Annotated in this window: 22 protein-coding genes; 1 reads left to right on the top strand and 21 read right to left on the bottom strand. The window is 34.1% G+C overall.

The genetic code is table 11. The features are described 5' to 3' along the window. Positions 1–65: 65 nt before the first annotated feature. From KO515_RS10540 to KO515_RS10495, 10 genes are all read right to left on the bottom strand, one after another. The gene (locus KO515_RS10540) at positions 66–1373 is read right to left on the bottom strand and encodes a DASH family cryptochrome (RefSeq protein WP_215936323.1); all 1308 of its coding nucleotides are present in this window, start codon (positions 1371–1373) and stop codon (positions 66–68) included. Continuing rightward, positions 1343–1495: a DUF2256 domain-containing protein gene (locus KO515_RS10535; RefSeq protein ID WP_252723844.1), complete on the bottom strand. Its 153-nt coding sequence runs from the start codon at positions 1493–1495 to the stop codon at positions 1343–1345. Before KO515_RS10535 ends, KO515_RS10540 begins: the two co-directional genes overlap by 31 nt. A gap of 116 nt (positions 1496–1611) precedes the next feature. Continuing rightward, positions 1612–3030: an SDR family oxidoreductase gene (locus KO515_RS10530; RefSeq protein ID WP_215936322.1), complete on the bottom strand. Its 1419-nt coding sequence runs from the start codon at positions 3028–3030 to the stop codon at positions 1612–1614. After that, positions 3030–3668 carry a flavin reductase family protein gene (locus tag KO515_RS10525; RefSeq protein ID WP_215936321.1) on the bottom strand — a complete coding sequence of 213 codons (639 nt, stop codon included), beginning with the start codon at positions 3666–3668 and terminating at the stop codon, positions 3030–3032. The genes KO515_RS10530 and KO515_RS10525 overlap by 1 nt, the downstream gene beginning before the upstream one ends. Beyond that, positions 3669–4979, bottom strand: coding sequence for an ABC1 kinase family protein (locus tag KO515_RS10520; RefSeq protein WP_215936320.1), 1311 nt, complete (start codon positions 4977–4979; stop codon positions 3669–3671). Continuing rightward, complete coding sequence (locus tag KO515_RS10515; RefSeq protein ID WP_215936319.1) at positions 4980–5636, bottom strand: TetR family transcriptional regulator C-terminal domain-containing protein; 657 nt, start codon at positions 5634–5636, stop codon at positions 4980–4982. Between the two features lie 94 nt (positions 5637–5730). Next, complete coding sequence (gene arsB / locus KO515_RS10510) at positions 5731–6786, bottom strand: ACR3 family arsenite efflux transporter (RefSeq protein ID WP_215936318.1); 1056 nt, start codon at positions 6784–6786, stop codon at positions 5731–5733. Between the two features lie 5 nt (positions 6787–6791). After that, positions 6792–7406 (bottom strand): low molecular weight phosphatase family protein, encoded by a 615-nt coding sequence (locus KO515_RS10505; RefSeq protein ID WP_215936317.1) that lies wholly within the window; start codon positions 7404–7406, stop codon positions 6792–6794. A 24-nt stretch (positions 7407–7430) separates the two neighbouring features. Further along, on the bottom strand, positions 7431–7904 hold the full coding sequence (locus KO515_RS10500) for a DUF6428 family protein (RefSeq protein ID WP_215936316.1): 474 nt from the start codon (positions 7902–7904) through the stop codon (positions 7431–7433). A 21-nt stretch (positions 7905–7925) separates the two neighbouring features. Beyond that, positions 7926–8258, bottom strand: coding sequence for an ArsR/SmtB family transcription factor (locus tag KO515_RS10495; protein ID WP_215936315.1), 333 nt, complete (start codon positions 8256–8258; stop codon positions 7926–7928). Positions 8259–8441: 183 nt separating this feature from the next. Here KO515_RS10495 and KO515_RS10490 point away from each other — a divergent pair, with 183 nt between their 5' ends. Beyond that, a complete protein-coding gene (locus KO515_RS10490) occupies positions 8442–9287 on the top strand; it encodes a DUF2911 domain-containing protein (protein WP_215936314.1) in 846 nt (281 codons plus the stop codon). 54 nt (positions 9288–9341) lie between these two features. Here the strand turns inward: KO515_RS10490 and KO515_RS10485 are convergent, their stop codons facing one another. The 11 genes from KO515_RS10485 to KO515_RS10435 all read right to left on the bottom strand — a co-directional run bounded on the left by KO515_RS10485 (position 9342) and on the right by KO515_RS10435 (position 20708). Next, positions 9342–10319, bottom strand: coding sequence for a Gfo/Idh/MocA family protein (locus tag KO515_RS10485; protein ID WP_215936313.1), 978 nt, complete (start codon positions 10317–10319; stop codon positions 9342–9344). Further along, positions 10309–12126 carry a sodium:solute symporter gene (locus KO515_RS10480; protein WP_215936312.1) on the bottom strand — a complete coding sequence of 606 codons (1818 nt, stop codon included), beginning with the start codon at positions 12124–12126 and terminating at the stop codon, positions 10309–10311. Before KO515_RS10480 ends, KO515_RS10485 begins: the two co-directional genes overlap by 11 nt. 176 nt (positions 12127–12302) lie before the next feature. After that, a complete protein-coding gene (locus tag KO515_RS10475; RefSeq protein WP_215936311.1) occupies positions 12303–14822 on the bottom strand; it encodes a PIG-L family deacetylase in 2520 nt (839 codons plus the stop codon). A gap of 58 nt (positions 14823–14880) precedes the next feature. Further along, entirely contained in the window at positions 14881–15567 is a 687-nt protein-coding gene (locus KO515_RS10470) for a hypothetical protein (RefSeq protein ID WP_252723843.1), read from the bottom strand. Positions 15568–15589: 22 nt separating this feature from the next. Next, positions 15590–16669, bottom strand: coding sequence for a magnesium/cobalt transporter CorA (corA, locus tag KO515_RS10465; protein WP_215936310.1), 1080 nt, complete (start codon positions 16667–16669; stop codon positions 15590–15592). A 3-nt stretch (positions 16670–16672) separates the two neighbouring features. Next, positions 16673–17218, bottom strand: a complete 546-nt coding sequence (locus KO515_RS10460) for a mechanosensitive ion channel domain-containing protein (RefSeq protein WP_215936309.1) — start codon at positions 17216–17218, stop codon at positions 16673–16675. Positions 17219–17264: 46 nt separating this feature from the next. Beyond that, a complete protein-coding gene (locus tag KO515_RS10455) occupies positions 17265–18203 on the bottom strand; it encodes a septum formation inhibitor Maf (protein WP_215936308.1) in 939 nt (312 codons plus the stop codon). Positions 18204–18285: 82 nt separating this feature from the next. Next, positions 18286–18879 carry a Maf family nucleotide pyrophosphatase gene (locus tag KO515_RS10450; RefSeq protein ID WP_215936307.1) on the bottom strand — a complete coding sequence of 198 codons (594 nt, stop codon included), beginning with the start codon at positions 18877–18879 and terminating at the stop codon, positions 18286–18288. Between the two features lies 1 nt (position 18880). Next, positions 18881–19810: a geranylgeranylglycerol-phosphate geranylgeranyltransferase gene (locus KO515_RS10445; protein ID WP_215936306.1), complete on the bottom strand. Its 930-nt coding sequence runs from the start codon at positions 19808–19810 to the stop codon at positions 18881–18883. Positions 19811–19817: 7 nt separating this feature from the next. Then, entirely contained in the window at positions 19818–20129 is a 312-nt protein-coding gene (locus KO515_RS10440) for a hypothetical protein (RefSeq protein ID WP_215936305.1), read from the bottom strand. A 45-nt stretch (positions 20130–20174) separates the two neighbouring features. Beyond that, the gene (locus KO515_RS10435; protein ID WP_215936304.1) at positions 20175–20708 is read right to left on the bottom strand and encodes a KdsC family phosphatase; all 534 of its coding nucleotides are present in this window, start codon (positions 20706–20708) and stop codon (positions 20175–20177) included. Positions 20709–20715: the final 7 nt, after the last annotated feature.

Raw genomic sequence — 20715 nt, 5'->3', positions numbered from 1 at the left:
TAGAACCAAATGCATCTCGATACTATTTTTCATACTACAAAATCACTCGATGTGACGTTTCGTTTTCAGAATAATGTTGGTTGTAACCAAAGGCTTCTAAATTTTCTATTCGCATCATAACGTTCTGCTTGTAATTCAACATTAAATTTTCTATCTCTTGGGTCGTTGCCAACACCTGCAACATACATCCAATTGCCATAATTGCTGTGCACATCATAATCTATGAGTAAAGACTCAAAATAGGCGGCACCAATGCGCCAATCTAGTTCTAATGCTTTGGCAAAATAAGAAGCTACATTTTGGCGTCCTCTATTGCTCATCCAACCTGTTTCTTTGAGTTCAATCATATTAGCGTTTACAAACTCTGATTCAGTTTCGCCGTTAATCCAGTTTTGAATTTGAGTTTGATTTGACGACCAATCGTAATCCTTTTGAAGTATACCTTCTAACTTGAAGATTTGGTTGCCATATCTTAAGGACACATATTTAAAATAATCGCGCCAAATGAGTTCAAAAATGAGCCAATACGTCGATTGATTTTTGAAAAATTCCTTTTCAAACTTTTTCACTTGCCAATAAATGGTTTTGGCAGAAATACAACCGTTGGCCAACCAAGGCGAAAATTTAGAACTGTAATCCGTACCAACTAATCCGTTTCTCGTTTTTTTATAAAACCCTAATTTTTTAGTGTTGAAAAAATAATCCTCGAGGCGCTTGTTCGCTTCAGTTTCGCCACCTTTAAAAGGAAAAGCCGAATGCGGATGGGTTTCAAAATCATCAAATCCTAAATCTTCGAGTGTTGGTATTTTAGTGATGTTGGTAATTCTATTACTTTCAGGATATGTTTTCGGTTGTAACTCTGGACGAATGGCAACGTGTTTTTCAAGTTGTTTTCTAAAGTTCGTAAAGACTTGTGGTGTGTGTGTAATTTCAAAATTAAGGTCTTCCGGATGATAAAGAAACTGATTGTAAATTTTATGCCAGTTAATAGAGTCTAATTTAGATTTAACAGCATGTTCAACTTCTATTTCTTCAGATGTCCATTCGGTTTGTATAAAAATGGAATTGACATTATATGTTTTGCAAAGCTCTGGAAATACAGCTTCTGGTTCTTGATGAAAAACCAATAAATCAATGTTTAAATTGTTGAGCTGCCTTTTTAAATCTCGTACAGATTCAATTAAAAATTTTGCTCTAAATTTCTCGGTCTTATTAAACCCGAATTTATCAATTGTGAAGTGAAGCGGATTAAAACAATATACAGCAATAAGTGGATTACCGTTTTTCTGAGATTCGTGTAAAACGGCATTATCTATGGTTCTTAAATCATTTCTAAACCATATTAAATTGCTATTATTTTTTGATTTTTGCATCTGTCGCTACAATATTTTACGTCTTCCCAATCGCGTTCCCATTTTTTACGCCATGTGAAAGGACGGTTACAAGACACACATGTTTTCTGTGGTAAATTTTTCTTTTTAATTCCTTTTGGCATGTCATTAAAACTATTCTATAGTATTTACACCCTTAAAGTCCCCTCAAGGGGACAATCCTTCAAAGTTTATCTGTTACTATTGTCCCCTTGAGGGGACTTCAGGGGTGTTTTCATTCTCATTTTTTTACCAAAGCGTTAATCATACCATTAAAAACAAAGGCATGAAACGGTAAAACGGCATACCAATATAAGCGTCCCCAAATGCCTTTAGGTCTAAAAACTGCACATTGGTGCAATTGGCCATTTTCGATTTTAAATTCTAACCAAGCTTCGCCAGGTAAACGCATTTCTGCGAAAAGTAAGAGTCGTTTTTCTTCTTTATTCGCATATAAAACGCGCCAGAAATCTAGGGCGTCGCCAGCTTCTAGATTGGTGTCGCTTGTTCTTCCACGTCTTAAGCCAACACCACCAAAAAGTTTGTCCATATAACCTCTTAGTTTCCATAAGCCGTTAAAGCTGTACCAACCATTTCGGCCACCAATGGCCCAAATTTTATTTAATGTAAATTCTTCGTCAGTCACTTTACGTTGCTTGACGTCTTTAAAACAGCCGAATTTTGGTAGTTCAATATGCTTCGATAATTGGTCTTTAAATCGTCCGCTGCTCACAGCATCTTTCCAACTCGATATCACAGCATTTTGTTCAATTTTCTGAAAAGCTAAATCCACAGCAGTTTTGTAATCCATGGGTTCAATACCAATAATGCTGTTGATGTTGCTTGATTTGCCAATCACTTCAACCTTCATACTGTCAACCAAAGCAGCTGCCAATTTAAACGACGTAGAGGTTACAAAATATAGCCAATACGACGAAAGTTTTGGTGTTAGCACAGGTAACGTCACAATGTATCGTTTTAAACCTCTAACTTTGGCAAATTGAAGTAGCATTTCTTTGTAGGTCAGTACTTCCGGACCGAAAATATCATAAGAATTATTATACAATTCGGTTTTGCCTAAACCACCTGCTAAAAAGTTGAGCACATCGCGAACGGCTAAGGGTTGTGTTTTTGTATTGAGCCATTTTGGTGTAATCATAAACGGTAACTTTTCTACGATATCTCTTATAATTTCGAAAGACGCACTTCCGCTACCAACAATGATGCCTGCTCTAAACGTGGTAAGTGCGTAGTTATCTGATTTTAATGTGTTTTCAACCTGTAATCTCGATTTTAAGTGTTTAGACAACGACGCATCGTTAACAATGCCACTTAAAAAAAGGACTTGTTTACAGTTGGTTGGTTCAACGAGGTCTTTAAAATTTTGGGCACATTGCTGTTCTAAATCTTCAAAATCATCAGAACTTGTAGCCATGGAATGAATCAGATAATACGCGGCATCGATGTCTTTTGGAATTTCAGCATCTTCAGGTTTTAAGAAATCTACCTTTATAAAAGAACATAACGGATGGTCCTCAATTTCATCTGGAATTCGGTTTAAATCACGTACACAACAGATTAATTCATGCTCATTTTCAAGTAATTGAAGTGCGAGTCTTTTGGCAATATAGCCTGTGGTACCTGTGATTAATATGCGCATTAGCTTTTAGAGTTTACAAATTCTGGTTTAGGTCTTTGGTAGTCCAAACGGGTTTTTAATTCTGGAATAGCATAACCGTCGAGTCCGTTTATAGTTGCTACGTTTCCTTTAGATAAATTTACAAAACCGTCTTTTTCTAGTAAATTATTATTTAGGTATAAGGTTTCAATTTTACCAATAACCAAAATCGTATTGTTGGCAGCAATAGGATATTCTTCAACAAATTGCATAGCCAATTGTACAGGCGCATTCTTTACAAAAGGTGCTAAAAAATCAGCTTTATAGTCTTCAGTGAGTTGTGTAGCATCGAATTCTGATATGTTTGAATCGTATTTTGCAGACGTATGATGTGCGTCTTTTAAGATATCAGAATGGACGTGATTAATGGTATATTTCCCTGTGGTTTTTAAGTTAGAATAAGTGTTACGCATTACTGTTGTTGGCCTCAAAAAGAAACCTAACAAAGCAGGATTTGAGCCCAAATGCGTTACAGAACTAAATACAGCGACATTACTAATACCATCTTCGCTTTTTGTGCCAATGAGATTTGCAGATTTATAACCAGAACAACTGTTAATGAGGTTAATTCGGTATAAATGGTCCATTTTTTCAAAGTCGTCACTGGTAAATTCTAACATCTATAGATTTTTGAAATTATTGATTTTAACGTTTTTAGATTTTAAATCGAACATTAAATTATACAGTCCAAAGAAGGTTCTATTGATGTAAATAAAGTGTTTAGAACCTCTATTGCCATTCATGTTTCTAAGTTCAGTGCTTTTTGAATACCGTTGTCCCATTTCTGAAATTTGATTGAAAAATTCTGGATTTGAAAAATCAAATTCTTCAACATGAAATGGTTTGGTAAACAAGCTTAATAACTCATGAAACATAGCACTAAAGAATTTTATTTCTTCCTCTGAATCATCCTTTCTAAGAATTTCTAATTCGTATAATTTCTCAGTGAATAATTTTGGATTGTCGATGCATTCTTTTTCAGCTAATTCGAAATAAGGAATGTAGAAATCTTCTGGAATGGTTTTCATACAGCCAAAGTCTAATGCAATTAAATTGCCTTCTTCCGAAATTAAAAAATTTCCAGGATGTGGGTCTGCATGTACTTTTCTTAAATTGTGAATTTGAAACATATAAAAATCCCAAAGGGCTTGGCCTAACTGATTGGCTAAGGCTTCATCTGTGTTGTGCATTACAAATTCTGAAAGGTGTTCGCCTTTCATGTAATCCATAGTGATGATGCGTTCAGATGAATATTCCTCGTAATATTTTGGAAATTTTAGATTAGGAATATGTTGGCAAGCGTTTGCAACCGCTTTGCTTTGTTCAATTTCTAAAATGTAATTGGTTTCTTCGGTTAATTTATTTTCAACCTCTTTAAAATACTTATCTGAATCTTTTCCTTTAATGTTAAACATCTTAATAGCAATAGGTTTAACCAAAGCTAAATCTGACGCGATACTTTCCGCAACTCCTGGATATTGGATTTTCACAGCAAGTTTTTTCCCATCCTTCTCTGCCATATGGACTTGACCTATACTAGCAGCATTGACAGAAGTTACGTTAAAAGTATCGAATAAATCTTCGGGATGTTTTCCAAAATATTTTTTAAATGTTTTTATGACCAAAGGCGGTGATAATGGCGGCACCGAAAATTGAGATAAAGAAAATTTTTCGACATAAGCCTGAGGCAAAATGCTTTTTTCCATGCTCAACATTTGTGCTACTTTTAGCGCACTTCCTTTTAAGGTTTTTAAGCTATCGTAAATATCTTCGGCATTATTCTGATTAAGGCGTGCTTTGGCATCTTCTTCAGAATTTACCATTTTATCACCGTAATACTTTAAATAATTCACACCAACTTTTGCACCTGTAGACACCAATTTAGTGGCTCTAGAAATTTTTGTAATTGGAATACTATCTATTGTTTTCATCTAGTTGGAGTGTATTTTTTCTTTGTATAAGAATTTACCAAAGTCAATAAGACTTTTTAAAGGAGTGGTATCGATAACATCAAAACTAGCCTGTACGGATTTTTCAATAAATACATCTGTTTTTTCAAATAAGGCAGAGGTGTCATCTAACCAAAATTTCATGGTGATTAACAATTGCACCCAAGCCGATTCTTTTAAAGCTTTGTGTTTTAGGTCTTCAAGTTTTTCTTGCTTAAGATCGATAGTCTTAATGCCTAAATGCCCTATGTAATCCGTGAAGCTTTTTCTTAAAAGGGATAATGTTTTTAAAGACTTAAGTTTATTTTTATCTGACTTAAGGGCATGAATCACGTAGCTTCTATTTGCCGTTAATACTTCGAAAAACGTAAAATAGAAGCTAAGTAATTTATTGCGTGCATCAAATGAATGATAATCTTCACTCTTGTGTAGCACGCTTATAGTATTATCAAAAAATACTTTAAATATTGATTGTTCTAGTAATTCAAAAGAATTAAAAAATTCATAGAATTTCTGTTCTTCAAAATTGTTATCCTTTGCAAAGGCATATACCGAATTTGGTTTTTTATCATGGGTTAACACGTAATCCATGTAAAATGAAATGATATCTCTTTGCGTTAAATTTTTCTTTTTTGCCATTGTAATTAATTTACAATGTAAAAATACGGAATGTTTAACGATTTAATCTATTAGTTAAACAAAATTTAACAGCAATTTCTGATATCGTGGTATGTTATGAGGTGGCTTTAGGTAGATAGTACTTTTTACGTAACCAAAATGCGACTCTTACCAATAGAATTAAAGCAGGTACTTCTACCAAAGGTCCAACAACGCCCGCGAATGCTTGTCCAGAATTCAATCCAAACACAGCGATTGCTACAGCAATGGCTAATTCAAAGTTGTTACCAGCCGCTGTAAATGCGATTGCTGCGTTTTTATCGTAAGTGGCTCCCATGGCTTTACTGACGAAAAAGCCAATAAGAAACATTAATGCGAAATATATTAATAAAGGTACTGCAATAATTAAAACGTCCATTGGTATCTCCACTATAAGCTCCCCTTTGAGTGAAAACATAACTACAATAGTAAATAATAACGCAATTAAGGTCATTGGAGAAATGGCGGGAATAAATTTGGTAGTGTACCAGTCTTCACCTTTAAGTTTTACCAAAATTAAACGCGAAAGAATACCCAATAAAAACGGAATACCTAAATAAATGGCAACACTCTCGGCAATGGTCGCAATAGAAATATTTACGATGGCACCTTCAAAACCAAAATAGGGAGGAAGGACCGTAATAAACAAGTAGGCATAAAAACTGTATGCAAACACTTGAAATATACTATTCAAAGCAACCAAACCAGCTCCGTATTCACTACTGCCTTCTGCTAAATCATTCCAAACTAAAACCATAGCAATACAGCGTGCTAAACCTATTAAGATTAGGCCAACCATATATTCTGGATAGTCTCTTAAAAATGTAATGGCCAACACAAACATTAAAACAGGACCAAGCACCCAGTTTAAAACCAAAGAAATAGATAAGACTTTGACATCTTTAAACACTTTTGGTAGTAAGGCGTAATTCACTTTTGCCAATGGAGGATACATCATTAAAATGAGCCCAATAGCGATTGGAATGTTAGTGGTTCCACTACTATAAGACTCCACTAACTCAGGAAATGAGGGGACAAAAAAGCCGATACCAACACCTATAGCCATAGCTATAAAAATCCATAATGTAAGATAGTTATCTAAAAAGCTTAATTTTTTATTGATTGCAGTCATGGTAATTATTTTGTAATGTTTGAAAACACATATTTTAGTTCTGTAGCAATTTGAAGGCTACGTTCCTCATATTTTTCCAATTGCTGTGGCGTATTGTCAAATGCTTTTGGATCTTCATATGTAATAGGAATTCGTTTTTCTGCACCTGCAATAAATGGACAGCCTTGATCTGCACTAGAGCAGGTCATGATTGCTGTAAACGATGACATCGGGTTAAATTGTGCATCAAAGGTTTTTGAAAAACCAATAACAGGATGTGCATTTTTCGAAAATTTAATACTGTAAACTGGGTTGCTACCGTTAGATAGCATTTCAATTTTAAATCCAGTGTTTTCTAACGTTTTTGCAACTACAGCAAAAAGCGCTGTCGCTTCTGTTCCGCCAGAATAACAATACACATTTTTAATATCAAAATAAGTAGCCATAACCTGGGCCCAAACTTGCGATAAATGACTGCGACGCGAATTATGTGTACAAATAAAATTTAAGTTTATAATAGCATTCTCACTTACTTTTTGTTGAATAAAATCTATAAGTGGTTGTAAAATAGTTTTTCGTTCTGCAATAATAGAATCAAAATTTAATTGTTCTATTTGGCTTTCAATAGATTGGTATAGCATAATGTTTGTGTAAAAAATTAATGATTAACAACATCCAGAATCAGGTCCACAACACGAAGCGGCTTGATCTTGTAATTCCGATAATTTTAATTTTGGTTTTGCTTCAGGGATGCCGCACTTATCTTTTGCTAAACAATCTGTCAACTTCGTTGTTAATAAAAAGTGTTTGCCATCAAAGTCTAAACCATATTTTCCGATAGTCTCTCCTTGATATTCTACCTCGATGTCTAAGTCTTCAATTTGTAATACCTTTTCTGAAAGCTCAATAATACTTAGTAATTTTTCAGGATGTAATCTGTGATCGTAATCATCTGCTTCCCATAGTTGGAAGTTTGCTACATTTTCGGTTCTCACAGTACCACCACAATCGATGAAGTGTTTTGAGACTTTTCCAACTTCAGTCACATGAAAATGGTTTGGTACTAAAGTGCCATTTGGTAATTGAAACGCAATAGTGTCTAATGTTTTTAATTTTGATTTAATTTCTGATAGTTTCATAGGTGTATGTTTTAATGTTATTTAACAACAATCGTTAGTTTCTTCAAGATCTTGGTCTAGAAAGGCTGCTAAGGTGGTTTTCATGTGAGTCCAATTCTCTTTATCTATACAATAGCAAATACTAGTGCCTTCAATATTGCCTTTAATAAGTCCAATTTTTTTTAATTCTTTCAAGTGTTGAGAGATGGTTGGTTGTGCTAAACCAATTTCATCCACTAAATCACCGCAAATGCAGGAATCTATCTTAAATAAATGTTGAAGGATAGCCACTCTAGCGGGATGACCAAAAACTTTAGCAATGCTAGAAATTTGATTTTGTTCTGCTGTGAAAATTTCTGATTTAGTGACTCCCATAGTAATTCTATATTATTATATTGCAATATTACGATGAAAGAGTGTGAATTCAAATTATTTAACAAAAAAATGTGTTATGCCGAAAGGTCTATCTATCTCATTTTAAGATTTTATTAACATCTCTAGCTTAGGTTAAGTCGTAATTTTACAAGTGAAAATTAAGAACACTTAACACAAAAAAAAATGAAAAAATTAGTACTTTTTACCTTTGCCTTAACTATGATGTTTTCGGTAAATGCACAAATTGAAACACCACAACCAAGTCCTTTTTCTAAAATAGAGCAGAAGGTCGGTTTGACGGAGGTTACCTTAGAATATTCGCGTCCGAGCATGAATGGAAGAACTATTTTTGGCGACTTAGTGCCTTATGGAAAATTATGGAGAGCAGGAGCTAATAAAAATACGATGGTTACATTTAGTGATGACGTGGTTATTGCTGGTCATACTTTAAAAGCGGGATCTTATGCTATTTTTATCACACCTTCTGAAAAATCATGGGAAGTAATTTTCTATAGTGACACTAACAATTGGGGAACACCAAAAACTATTGATGCTGCTAAAGTTGCTGCTAAAGTGACAATTGAAACCATGCAATTACCAATGAAAGTTGAAACCTTTACAATTACTTTTGATAATTTAACTAGTGGTTCTGCAGAATTAGGTTTTATCTGGGAGAGCACAATGGCTAATTTAAAATTTGAAGTTCCAACTGCTAAAACAGTAACGGCTTCTATTGAAAAAGTAATGGCAGGACCATCAGCTAACGATTATTATGCTGCTGCTGTGTATAACTTATCTGAAGGTAAAGATTTAGAACAAGCAAAAGAATGGATGGATAAAGCCATGTCTATGACTAAAGAACCTATGTTTTACCAATTGAGAAAACAGTCTTTAATCTATGCCGCCTTAGGAGACAAAAAGAAAGCCATTGCTATCGCCAAAGAATCTTTAGCGAAATCGGAAGCAGCAGGTAATGCTGATTATGTAAAAATGAATAAGGACTCTCTTAAAGAATGGGGAGCGAAGTAATAAAATAGACTTGATCAATTTAAAAGCGTAGCTAAATGTTTAGTTGCGCTTTTTTTATGCATAGTGTAAGCCAATTATATGTCTTATGCTGTCTAAAGTGCTAATCAATTGTTTGCTTTTTTCAAAAGTCATGATATGGCTTTCAATTTTACCAGCTCTAATCAGTTGATTGAAATGTTCAATTTCATAGCTGTAACCAATGCTGTTATTCTCAAATTCTTTTAATTCAGAATGACCATCGTTATCAATCAAGGTTACAGACGATGGTTCATGAAAACGCCCATTTATTTTTATGGTGCCGTTTTCGCAATGAAAGATGGCTTCGGTATTTGTTTGTTCTAATAATGTACTTTTTAAATGTGCAGTAGCCTTGTTATATTTAAATTTAATAAGGCATTCTGAATCGGCACCAGAATCGAAAAACTGCGCTTTGGCCTCAATACTATCTGGCTTTCCTAAACTTGAAAGTGCAGCAAACACAGGGTAAATTCCTATGTCTAATAAACTGCCTCCTCCAACCGATTTATCAAAAACTCGTGAGGTTTCATTATAAGTAGGATGGAAACCAAAATCAGCTTCAAGGTTTAAAATCTTTCCAAAATGCTTTTTTTGAAGTAGGTCTAAAGTATATTGATAATGTGGAAGGAAAATCGTCCACATGGCTTCCATTAGAAGCGTACTTTTTTCTTTTGAAAGTTGAATCATTTCCTCGACCTCTTCCAAATTCATGGCAAAAGGCTTTTCACATAAAACCGGTTTATTATGGTTGAGGCATAATAGCGTATGTGCTTTATGAAAACTGTGCGGTGTCGCTATATAAATTGCATCGATTTGAGGATCTGTAACTAAATCCTCATAACTGCCATACGCAATTGTAGCCTTGTATTCTTCACCGAAAATTTTAGCTTTTTCTATGTCTCTAGAGGCAATGGCGTAGAGTTTGGAGTTTGAAACAGTATTCAAATCGGTGGCAAATTTAGAGGCAATTTTTCCTGCTCCAATAATTCCCCAATGAATGATTTTAGATGTCAATTTTCGATTTTTTAGGCAATAGGATTTGTAAAATATTTGCGATAGCGATGACAACGATACAACCAAATAAATTGAGCCACAGGTAAGGCATCCAATCAAACCACCAACCAATCACAACTATGGCTTGTGTGATTAGTGCTCCAATAAAAACTGCATTCCCTTTAATGTATTTAAAGAAAAAGGCGAGTAAGAATATCCCTAAAACATTGCCGTAGAAAATAGATCCAATGATATTAACCAACTGGATTAGGTTCTCCGCTAAATCTGCAAAACAAGCAATAATAATGGCTACAATTCCCCAACCTAAAGTAAACCATTTGGTCACTTTTACCATATGATCATCTCCTTTATCTTCTTTTAAGTTTCTTCCATACAAATCAATAGATGTAATGGTTGCAAGTGCATTAATTTCGGAAGCTGTTGAAGACATGGCAGCTGATAAAATAACAGCAAGTAACAAACCAATGAGTCCTGTAGGTAAATTGTTTAATATAAATCGAATAAACATATAATCTCTGTCATTGGTTTGTGTATCCTTTGCAGCATCTTTATATAATGTTGTTAATTCGGCAGATTTTGAAAGATAGGCTTCACTTTCAGGATTCGCTTTTAAAGCTTCGACTTCCTTTTTTAATGTATTATATGCTGAAGTGTATTCTGTGTCAACTGCTTTTTTGATTAAAAATTTGGATTCTGAGCGGTAGGTTTTTTCAATACTATCTAATTCAAATAATCTGTTTTTTAAACTATCATCTTCACTTTTAGATAAAGCTAAACTTACGTTTTGCTTTTCAGTAAATAATGTTGTTTGTTTATCTTGAAGTGCTCTATAATCATCACCATAGTCTGAAGCTAAAACAGTTTGCTCCGATTTGTCTATAAAGTTTAAAGGCGAAGGGTTAAACTGATAAAACACAAATACCATAACACCTACAAGTAGAATAAAGAACTGCATAGGTACTTTTAGCATACCATTAAATAACAAACCCATTTGCATTTCTTTCATGGATTTACCAGAAAGATAACGTTGTACTTGACTTTGATCTGTACCAAAGTAGGAGAGCATTAAAAATGTTCCACCAATTAAGCCAGTCCAAATGGTATATCTGTTTTCTAAATCGAATGAAAAATCTAAAACTTTCATTTTTCCTGTGGCACCAGCAATATCAATGGCATCTCTAAACGAGACTTCTTCAGGAATTAAATTAATGATGATAAACAACGCCGCAATCATACCTGCGAAAATCACAAACATTTGCTGCTTTTGGGTTACCGTTACGGCTTTTGTGCCACCAGAAACAGTATAAATAATAACGAGTACACCAATTATAATGTTGAGTGTTACAATATTCCAACCTAAAACAACAGACAAAATAATGGCTGGTGCAAAAATGGTAATTCCGGCTGCTAAACCACGTTGAATTAAAAAGAGTATGGCTGTTAAGCTTCGGGTTTTAAGATCAAATCGGTTCTCTAGAAACTCGTATGCGGTATATACTTTAAGCCGATGGTAAATAGGAATAAATACCAGACAAATAATAACCATGGCAATCGGAAGTCCAAAATAAAATTGAACAAAACCCATGCCGTCAGCAAAAGCCTGACCTGTTGTAGAGAGGAATGTAATTGCACTTGCTTGGGTTGCCATTACGGATAGACCGATGGTCCACCATTGAGACGTATTACCTCCTTTTATATAATCTTGTGCATTTTTTCGACCTCTAGTTTTCCAGGTTCCATAACCAACTATGGTTGCTAATGTTACTATTAAAACCGTCCAATCAATCCAATCTAAAGTCTGTTGCATTATATGTGTTTACGCGAAAGAAGCTGTGATAAAGTAAAATAAGACAATGTAAATGGCATTAGCTATTAATACAGCTGTGTACATTTTACTCCATTTTTGTTGAGGCTGTGGTTGGTCTTGATTTTTCATCGGTTAGCTATTAATTGGTGGTTAGTCAGTTGTTCAGTCTTACTTCCTTAGTTTTTAAGTGAATTAGATTCTTGTTTTCCTGCTGATAAGAGGTTTGCAAAAAGTCTGTAGGCACCAGGAACTCCTGCCGGAAACTCCCTAAAGAAACTGAGACCTGTGTAAATATAGGTTCCTTTGCCGTATTTTGCAACAAGTAAAGCACCTTCTTTGGAATTTTCGCCCTTATCGTTAAATGCAAGTAATGGTGTAAACTCTTTAGAATATTCGTTTGGAAAATATAAACCACGTTCTTGCACCCAACCATCAAAATCTTGCACTCCAATTTTATTTGGAAAATTTAGAATCGGATGATTAGGCTCTAGTATATGTACCTCTGCATGTTCATCAGTAACACGATCTCTAGAGACTTTTAAATCGTATGGAGCTAAATTGTCTACTTTAATACCTCTGTTAGTGTTGTATTGAATGATTAAATTTCCACCTTCTTTTACATAGTCTAGTAAAAAACGTTGTTTAAAAATAAGGTCTTCAACGATATTATAAGCTCTAATGCCAACAACGATAGCATCAAAATCATCAAGATTTTCTGGTGAAATTTGTTCGGGTTTAATTATGGTAACATGGTAGCCAATTTGTCTTAAACTTTCATGAACCGCATCTCCAGCACCTTCGATATAACCAATGTTATGGCCTTCAATTTTAATATTTAATCTCGCTACTTTACTTTCACTTGGCATTAAAACGGTCTGAAATGGAATATGTGCATAATCGATTTCTATAAGTTCGTCAGTATAAAATTCTCCATCAATATTAACCATTGGGGTTATTAGACCTTCACTTTGATTTTTTGGTGGAATAACTGTAAATAGAACTTTTTGAATGTCTCCTTTGTTAGCGATTTCAATGGGCTGTTTTTCAGGATAAACCTGCCAATCATTGGGGTAAGCCATCTGAACAAAACCATTAATATTGTTTTTGCCTGCTTTTACAGTAACTTCAATTTCTTTTTGCTGGTCATTTTCAAAAATATAAACGTCATCACTTAAACTTGCAGAAACGATAGGAATGATTTCAAAAGGGCGATATAATTCACCTTTATCTGGCTTAGAATATCGGTACACTACAGGTTTTTTGAAACTAATAGGTGTGTCTTCAATGATTAAATTAAAATTCACAAAAACCGTTCGAGGTGTTTCTGGCAAGCCAATTAAATTTTGATCTTTCACAGTGTACATGCCTAATGTACTTTTAGTATTTAACCAATAAGGTGTGGTGTAATCACTGTCCTTTGGAATGGTAATCCCTTCTTCAAAATTTAATTTCTGATTAGAGGCTAATGTCATGTTTTTTGAAACTCCTGTTTGTAATGTGGAAAGGCTATAGGACACCAAATTGATGTTTGCAGTGCTTCGGTTTATGACTTCCATCTGCAAGGTGACATCTGCATTTGGTGCTGCATTTGGTGTATTCGCCGAAACTTCTAAATATAAACCTGCACACGCTTCAATAATGGATTTAAGTTCTTTGGTTTTTACGGCTTTCCAATGCTTATCTTCTAAAGTCTGAAGCAATTTATAGGCTTCCAAAAGTTGTGGTAAGTGTGCTGCTGGATTTTTAAAATTGAAATTGGTTTCAATCTTTTTTAGGATGTTGCCAATGGCCTTTCCACCTTCAACACGATTCCAAGAGGTATCAATACCTTCAAAAATATCGTCGCTATTATTTAGGGATTCTCCTTTTAAAAATTCAATGTATTCATCTTGAGAACCACGTTGTGCTAAACGGCCAAACCCTTGAGATAAATGTTGACTACTGGCTAAAGCCGCAATTTCGTTATTGGACTTGCCTTTAGAGGCATAATATGCACCAATATCAAAAGTGATCATGTTGCTTTTATCCAATTTATCAAATGCTTCTTGACTTCCATAACGCCACCAAGAGGTGTTATAAAATAAGCGTTTGGGTTGCCAAGTTTCTGTTAGTTCTAATTGTGATGGAAATTTAGAAACATCATTAGCAATATCAAAAGCCTCTACACTCAACATGGCAGAAGCCGTATGGTGGCCATGCGTTGTGCCTGGTGTTCTATGGTCAAAACGGTTAATGATAACGTCTGGTTTAAACGTTCTAATAGCCCACACAACATCAGCTAAAACCTCATCTTCATTCCAGATTTCTAAAGTTTCATCCGGATGTTTTGAATACCCAAAATCATTGGCTCTAGAAAAGCGTTGTTCTCCACCATCTACACGTCTTGCGCCTAATAATTCTTGGGTTCTAATAACTCCTAAAAGTTCTCTGATTTCTGGCCCAATAAGATTTTGTCCACCGTCTCCACGTGTTAATGATAAATAGGCTGAACGCGCTTTAATGTTGTTAGACATGTATGAAATTAGGCGTGTGTTTTCATCATCTGGATGTGCGGCAATATAGAGGACTGATCCTAAAACATTAAGTTTTTGAACAGCTTCGTAAATTTCTGAAGAATTGTAGGTTTTTGGTTGTTGCGCTTGTAATGAAACGATAGAGCTTAAAAAAAGCAATAGACAGAGTCTAAGTTGAAACATGAGGTTATTAGTTAGTTGTGTTTCAAATATAGAAAAGATAGTAATTTATTCCTTTTTTTTAGGTTTTGTTTAACGGTTTATTGTTTTCTAAATCATGAAGTTCTTTTTCAGTAATTTTTCTAAAAGAAAACTTATAACCTTCAGCTGCTGCAATGGCATAAAAGAAAAAATCCATAACGCTTGCAGATTCTTTGAGGACTTCAAAAGTATATGAATAATCGAAGTAGAGTAATGTTTCAAAATAACCATAATTTTCTGCATTAGCAACAAATCCAATTATACTAAGAAAGTTTCCTAAAACACAACTAAATACAGCTATAATAGCACCGCAAATACCAAAAATAGAATCTAAACCTTTCCCAAAATGACCTATGCCAAGTCCAACAGCAGCACCAATGGCTATAGCAACTAATCCTATTTGCATGCCTGTTAGAACAGTTAATATAGCCCAACCTATTGCGGCTAAAACACCTATAAAAACACCAATAAATATGGCGGCTGGTAGACTTTGATCTTTTTTAAACTCTTCTAACATGTCTTCAGATATGCGTCCCGTAATTTGGTGACGTTCCATAGGCTCTACATTATCCATTCGAGCTATCGCAATCTCATCTAATTTATAAGATGGGCATTCGTTTTCAAAATTTGCTTTTTCTCCTGTAAGTTTGCAAATTAGACCAACATTAAGGTCCATATCACGATTAATACAAGTTTTACAAAATCTAAGGTGTTCTTGTCTAGTCATTATTTAAATTAAAATTTATGATCTACAACCACTTCTTACGCTTAAAATAAATCAGCATTAGAATCAGCATCACAAACATAACGCCTAAAAGAATAAAATAACTGTATTCGTAACGTAGTTCCGGGATGTTGTTAAAATTCATTCCGTAGATCCCTGCTAAAAAGGTTAATGGAATAAATATAGTAGAAATTATAGTGAGGACTTTCATCACTTCATTCATTTTGTTGCTAATGGTTGTCATGTACATATCCATTAAACTCCAAATCATTTCACGGTAAATATCAATATTTTCAGAAACTTGAATTAAATGATCATAAATATCTCGGTAATAGGTGATGGTGCGTCTATAAATAAGTGGATGTTCCCCTTTTTCTATGCGATTGATGATTTCGCGAAGGGGAAAAATAGCGCGACGTACTTTTAAGATTTCACGTTTAAGTTGTTGCACTTCAATACTAATGTTTTCTTTAGCATGGCCATCAAACAAATCGGTTTCTAAATCTTCAATTTTATTTCCAAGCGTTTCAATAATACTAAAGTAATGATCTACAACGGCATCAATTAAGGCATATAGGAGATAATCGGATTTTAAACCTCTAATACGTCCGTTACCCACACGAATTCGGTCTCTAACCGTATCAAAAACGTCTCCTTCAGATTCCTGAAACGACAACACATAATTTTTTCCGAGGACCAAACTCACTTGCTCAATAACGACATTCTCATCGGCATCATAGTACAGCATTTTGAGAACTATAAATAAGTAATCGTCGTATTCGTCAATTTTTGGACGTTGTGTAGTGTTTACAATATCTTCTAATACAAGCGGATGTAAATCGTATTGTTTTCCAATATTTTCAATTTCACCTAATGAATTCAGTCCATCAACATTAATCCAAGTAACGGAATCCGTTTCTCTGTACGATCTTGCATCTTCAATATTGTTTAAAACGCGTTCGTTCAGTGTTTCTTTGGTGTAATCAAAAGATTCTATTTGAAGTTGCTTTTCTGTTTTCTTTCCGGTGTATACTAGCGTACCAGGTGCTTTTCCTATGTGTTTTTTATAATTTTGTGTACGTTTTTTTGCCGTTTTTTTTCTCATAGGTTACAAAATGCTGCTATCGTCTATTTGCTCATCTAAAGCATCCTTTTGCAATAAAGTTACAGCTTTTTGAAGAATTAGGTTGTTAGGGTAGGTGACTAAATTCCCATTGTCATCCTTAATGTGAATTTGAAAAGCTCTAATATCTTCAATAATACCAATGATAGAATCGTCTTTATCGTGAATTTTTATTTTATCACCGACTTTGTACGGGAAGGAAAAAAACATAATAATACCTGAAGTAATGTTGCTTAAAATAGACCAAATAGCAAAAAGACCGATTCCGATTACCGCAAAAATGGATGAAAAAATAAGAGTAATATCACTAGGGTCTGCACCAAGAATAAAGGTTTCTATCAGAATCGCTAGAAGCACGAGTGTAACCGTAACATAACGACCAATTAAACCAGCTCTGGCTTCGGTTGTACCACTTTTTTTGCCAATTTTTTTTACCGTGATTACGATTATTTTTCTAATAGTAAACAACGTAATTAATAGAATCGCTGTATATATTATTTCGTATTGATACGTTTGAAGTATTGAACTCATTTAAGAAGTGTTTTGCTAAACAAATATAATTCAGAATCCATGAAGTTTATTGCAATTTTAAAGTTTCTCTAAGTTTGACATCTGAATTGCTTTTTTTGTTCCAGTAGTCAGATTTAATACGTTCTAATTTTGAAGCTTTGGTTGTTAATGTTTCTGAAGATGCACCTGATCCTTTAATGGTCGTTTCTTCCCAACCCAATATGTCATAAGGAAAAATAGGATTGAAGTTTATTTTTAAAGTCCGATTTAATTCAGGATACGCTATGGTGTAACTATCAGTTTCTAAGGTAGCAATAGCCTCATGAGGTTCTAAGGTTTCGTGATTGAGTCGAATGGATTCTAAAGACGGAATTAAGGCTATTTGTCCTACGGGAAGACTTTTAGGATCAATACGCAACTTGGTCCATAATTCATTTTCTGTCCAAGTTTTCTCGAGTTTAAAAGTGTCGTCAGCTTCACCTTGAAAATAAGAATGGGTTTGCACTTCAAATAAATCCCGATTATTTAACTGTGTATACACATGGCCACACCATTCTTGTATAGAGGCTGATATTTTTAAAGGATGTTGATTATTTGCCACAGGATAAAACGTACTCTGCATTATGGAATACGGATAAATTCCGGTATTAAACTTTTTAGTAGCATTGAGTTTTAAAACCGGAATGTTGTTTTCGCTGTAATTGTCAGCTTTCACTTGTTCGGAAGGTAAAAAATCTTCAGTAACAAAAACCAAAACAGCTGAGCCTTCCCGTATTTCACCATAACGCGCATGTTCTAGTTTGTAAGACGTGATTTCAGCTTCACCATTATACCAATAGCTTTTAAAATCAGCGGTGAGTTTTGTTTTTGGTTGCAAGACTTCAGTTTCAGGTTCTGAAATTGTTTCAGTTTCTGTAGTAGCCGTCGTATTTTCTTTACAGGATGTGAAGAGTGCAATCGGTATAAATAGTACAAAAAGTAGTTTGGAGTGTATATTTCTTATCATAATGTTTGCGTATTTTTAGCCCTTTAGCTCACGAAAATGAAGCTCAAAATAACTAATAATAATGTACATTAAAGATAAGACTCTAATTACGGTCTGCAATAGTATTTAACGTTTTGTATAGTAAATGTGTAGGTAAGCCAACAACGTTATTATAGGACCCTTCAATACTAATAATGCCAATCGCTCCAATCCATTCTTGTATACCATAAGCACCAGCTTTATCTAAGGGTTTGTAGGTGCTGACGTAATACTGAATTTCTTTATCTGTTAAGGCTTTAAATGTCACTTTAGTGATGGTGTTAACGACGTGTTGTCCCGAGTTTTGAGTAAAACAGATAGATGTCACTACATCATGTGTTTTATTGCTCAATGATTTTATCATGTTGAAAGCATCAGCTTCATCTTTTGGTTTTCCGATGGCTTTATCTTCTAACCATACAATCGTATCGCTTGTGATTAAAATATCGTTATCCTTAAGGTATTTTAGAAAAGGTTGAGCTTTAAGTTTCGCTAAATAATCGGTGATGCCTTCTTTTTGTAAATCATTTGGGAAAATTTCCTCAACGGGTTTTAATTGAATTTCGAAATTGAGATTCATGGACTTTAAAAATGCATGACGACGAGGAGATGCTGAAGCTAATATAATATTGAAATCTTTAAGTTTTTCGTTTAGCATTTTAGTCTAGAATTATAAAATTGTATAGCAATAGAGATAGCATGCCTGTGAGCATCACTAATTTTAAGGTTAAGCTAATATGTTTGAATTGCGCTTTGCTTTTAGCACTAAATAATTTGATGCTGACGTAAATGAGTGGTGCGATAACTAGTAATAAAAAATAAGCTACAGCAATCTGCTGTTTAAATAAATAGGTGATAATGTAGTCTGTAATTGACAAAATTGGAACTAGAGACACAATAAATGCAACTTTAGCGGCACGTTTTCTGCCTAAAAGAATAGGTAGTGTTTTAAGTCCAGCTTTATAATCACCATCAATATCCTCAATATCTTTAACTAATTCTCTAAGTAGATTAATCATAAAAGCGAAAATGGCATAGTCTATAATAATCTTAAGAAATGTGGTTTGAACAGCCTTATTATTAATGTTTATGGCAGGAACCAATTCAAATAGACCAACTGATAAAATACTTAACGCGACCACAATGGAAACAATAACATTACCTAAAACAGCAATTTGTTTAAGTGAAGTTGAATAAATATAGAGTAGAGCCGAAGCGACAAAAAATATAGAGAAAAATGCAGATTTACCAATACCATTAGCAAGATAAAATCCGATGCCAACACCAATAATATTGCATGCTATAAATAGATTGTATGCGTTTTTTTCTGATATATGTTTATCGATTACAACCTTATCAGGTTTATTGATTTTATCTATTTCAATATCGTAGATGTCGTTGATGATATAACCGCCAGCAGCAATAAGAACCGTCGCTAAAACTAATAGGAAAAAATTAAAGTTACTTAGGGTGATTAAGACTCCGTGACTTTGTTGGAACGGTAATAAAAGGGCATATTTTATTAAATATTGGATTAACGCAATCATTAATAAATTCTTCCAACGGATTAAATTAAGAAAGTGAATCATTTGAGGGTTAGTGAGATAATATTTTAGTAATTAAATAATAAGCAATAGCTCCTATAAATAGAAGTACAATGATACTAATAATTGCTGTTTTTTTTAAAAGCTTAAGCTCTTGTTGTTTTATTTTGTCTTTAATTTTTTGCTTGTCTTCTTTGGTTAAGTCTTTATGCAAAAAATCCATTTTGTAGTGTAGATGAGCTTCAAGATCTAGTTTTTCCTTGTATTTAGAAAATGGAGTAGATGATCTTTGGTTAAATGTAGACTGACTATTACCAAAACCAATATATCCAAATCCTGTACTATGTCTTCTTCCGCTTGACATGTTTTAAAAATTTATACGATTTTTATTACCACAACCAACAATTAATTAATCATACTTAGCATCAAAATTACCATTCCATTTTCCTTGAACTTTTAGGACTTGCTCAATAACGTCTCTAACAGCTCCTTTTCCACCGTTTTTATGTGAAATGTATTTTGAAATGGCTTTAATTTCTGGGACAGCATCTTGAGGACAACACGGTAAACCCACTAATTTCATCACAGGGAAATCTGGTATGTCGTCACCCATATATAAGACTTCAGATTTAGAAACCTTGTGTTGGTCTAAGTAACTATTGAGTTGTTCAATTTTATTATGTGCACCAAGAAATATGTCTGTTATTCCTAATCCGGCTAATCGCTTACGAACTCCTTCATTTGAGCCACCAGAAATAATACAAAGGTTAAACCCAGCATCAATAGCTGTTTTTAGTGCAAAACCATCCTTAATATTCATGGTTCTCAGCATTTCACCATCAGTTGTGACTGTAATGGTACCGTCTGTTAATACACCATCTACATCAAAAATAAAGGTGGTAATATCTGCCAAGTATTCTTTATAACTTTTATCGTTGCTCATGAGTTGT

The sequence above is a fragment of the Winogradskyella psychrotolerans genome, assembly GCF_018860545.1.
In the GTDB taxonomy this organism is placed as follows: domain Bacteria; phylum Bacteroidota; class Bacteroidia; order Flavobacteriales; family Flavobacteriaceae; genus Winogradskyella; species Winogradskyella psychrotolerans_A.
This window is presented reverse-complemented; position numbering and strand designations above follow the sequence as displayed.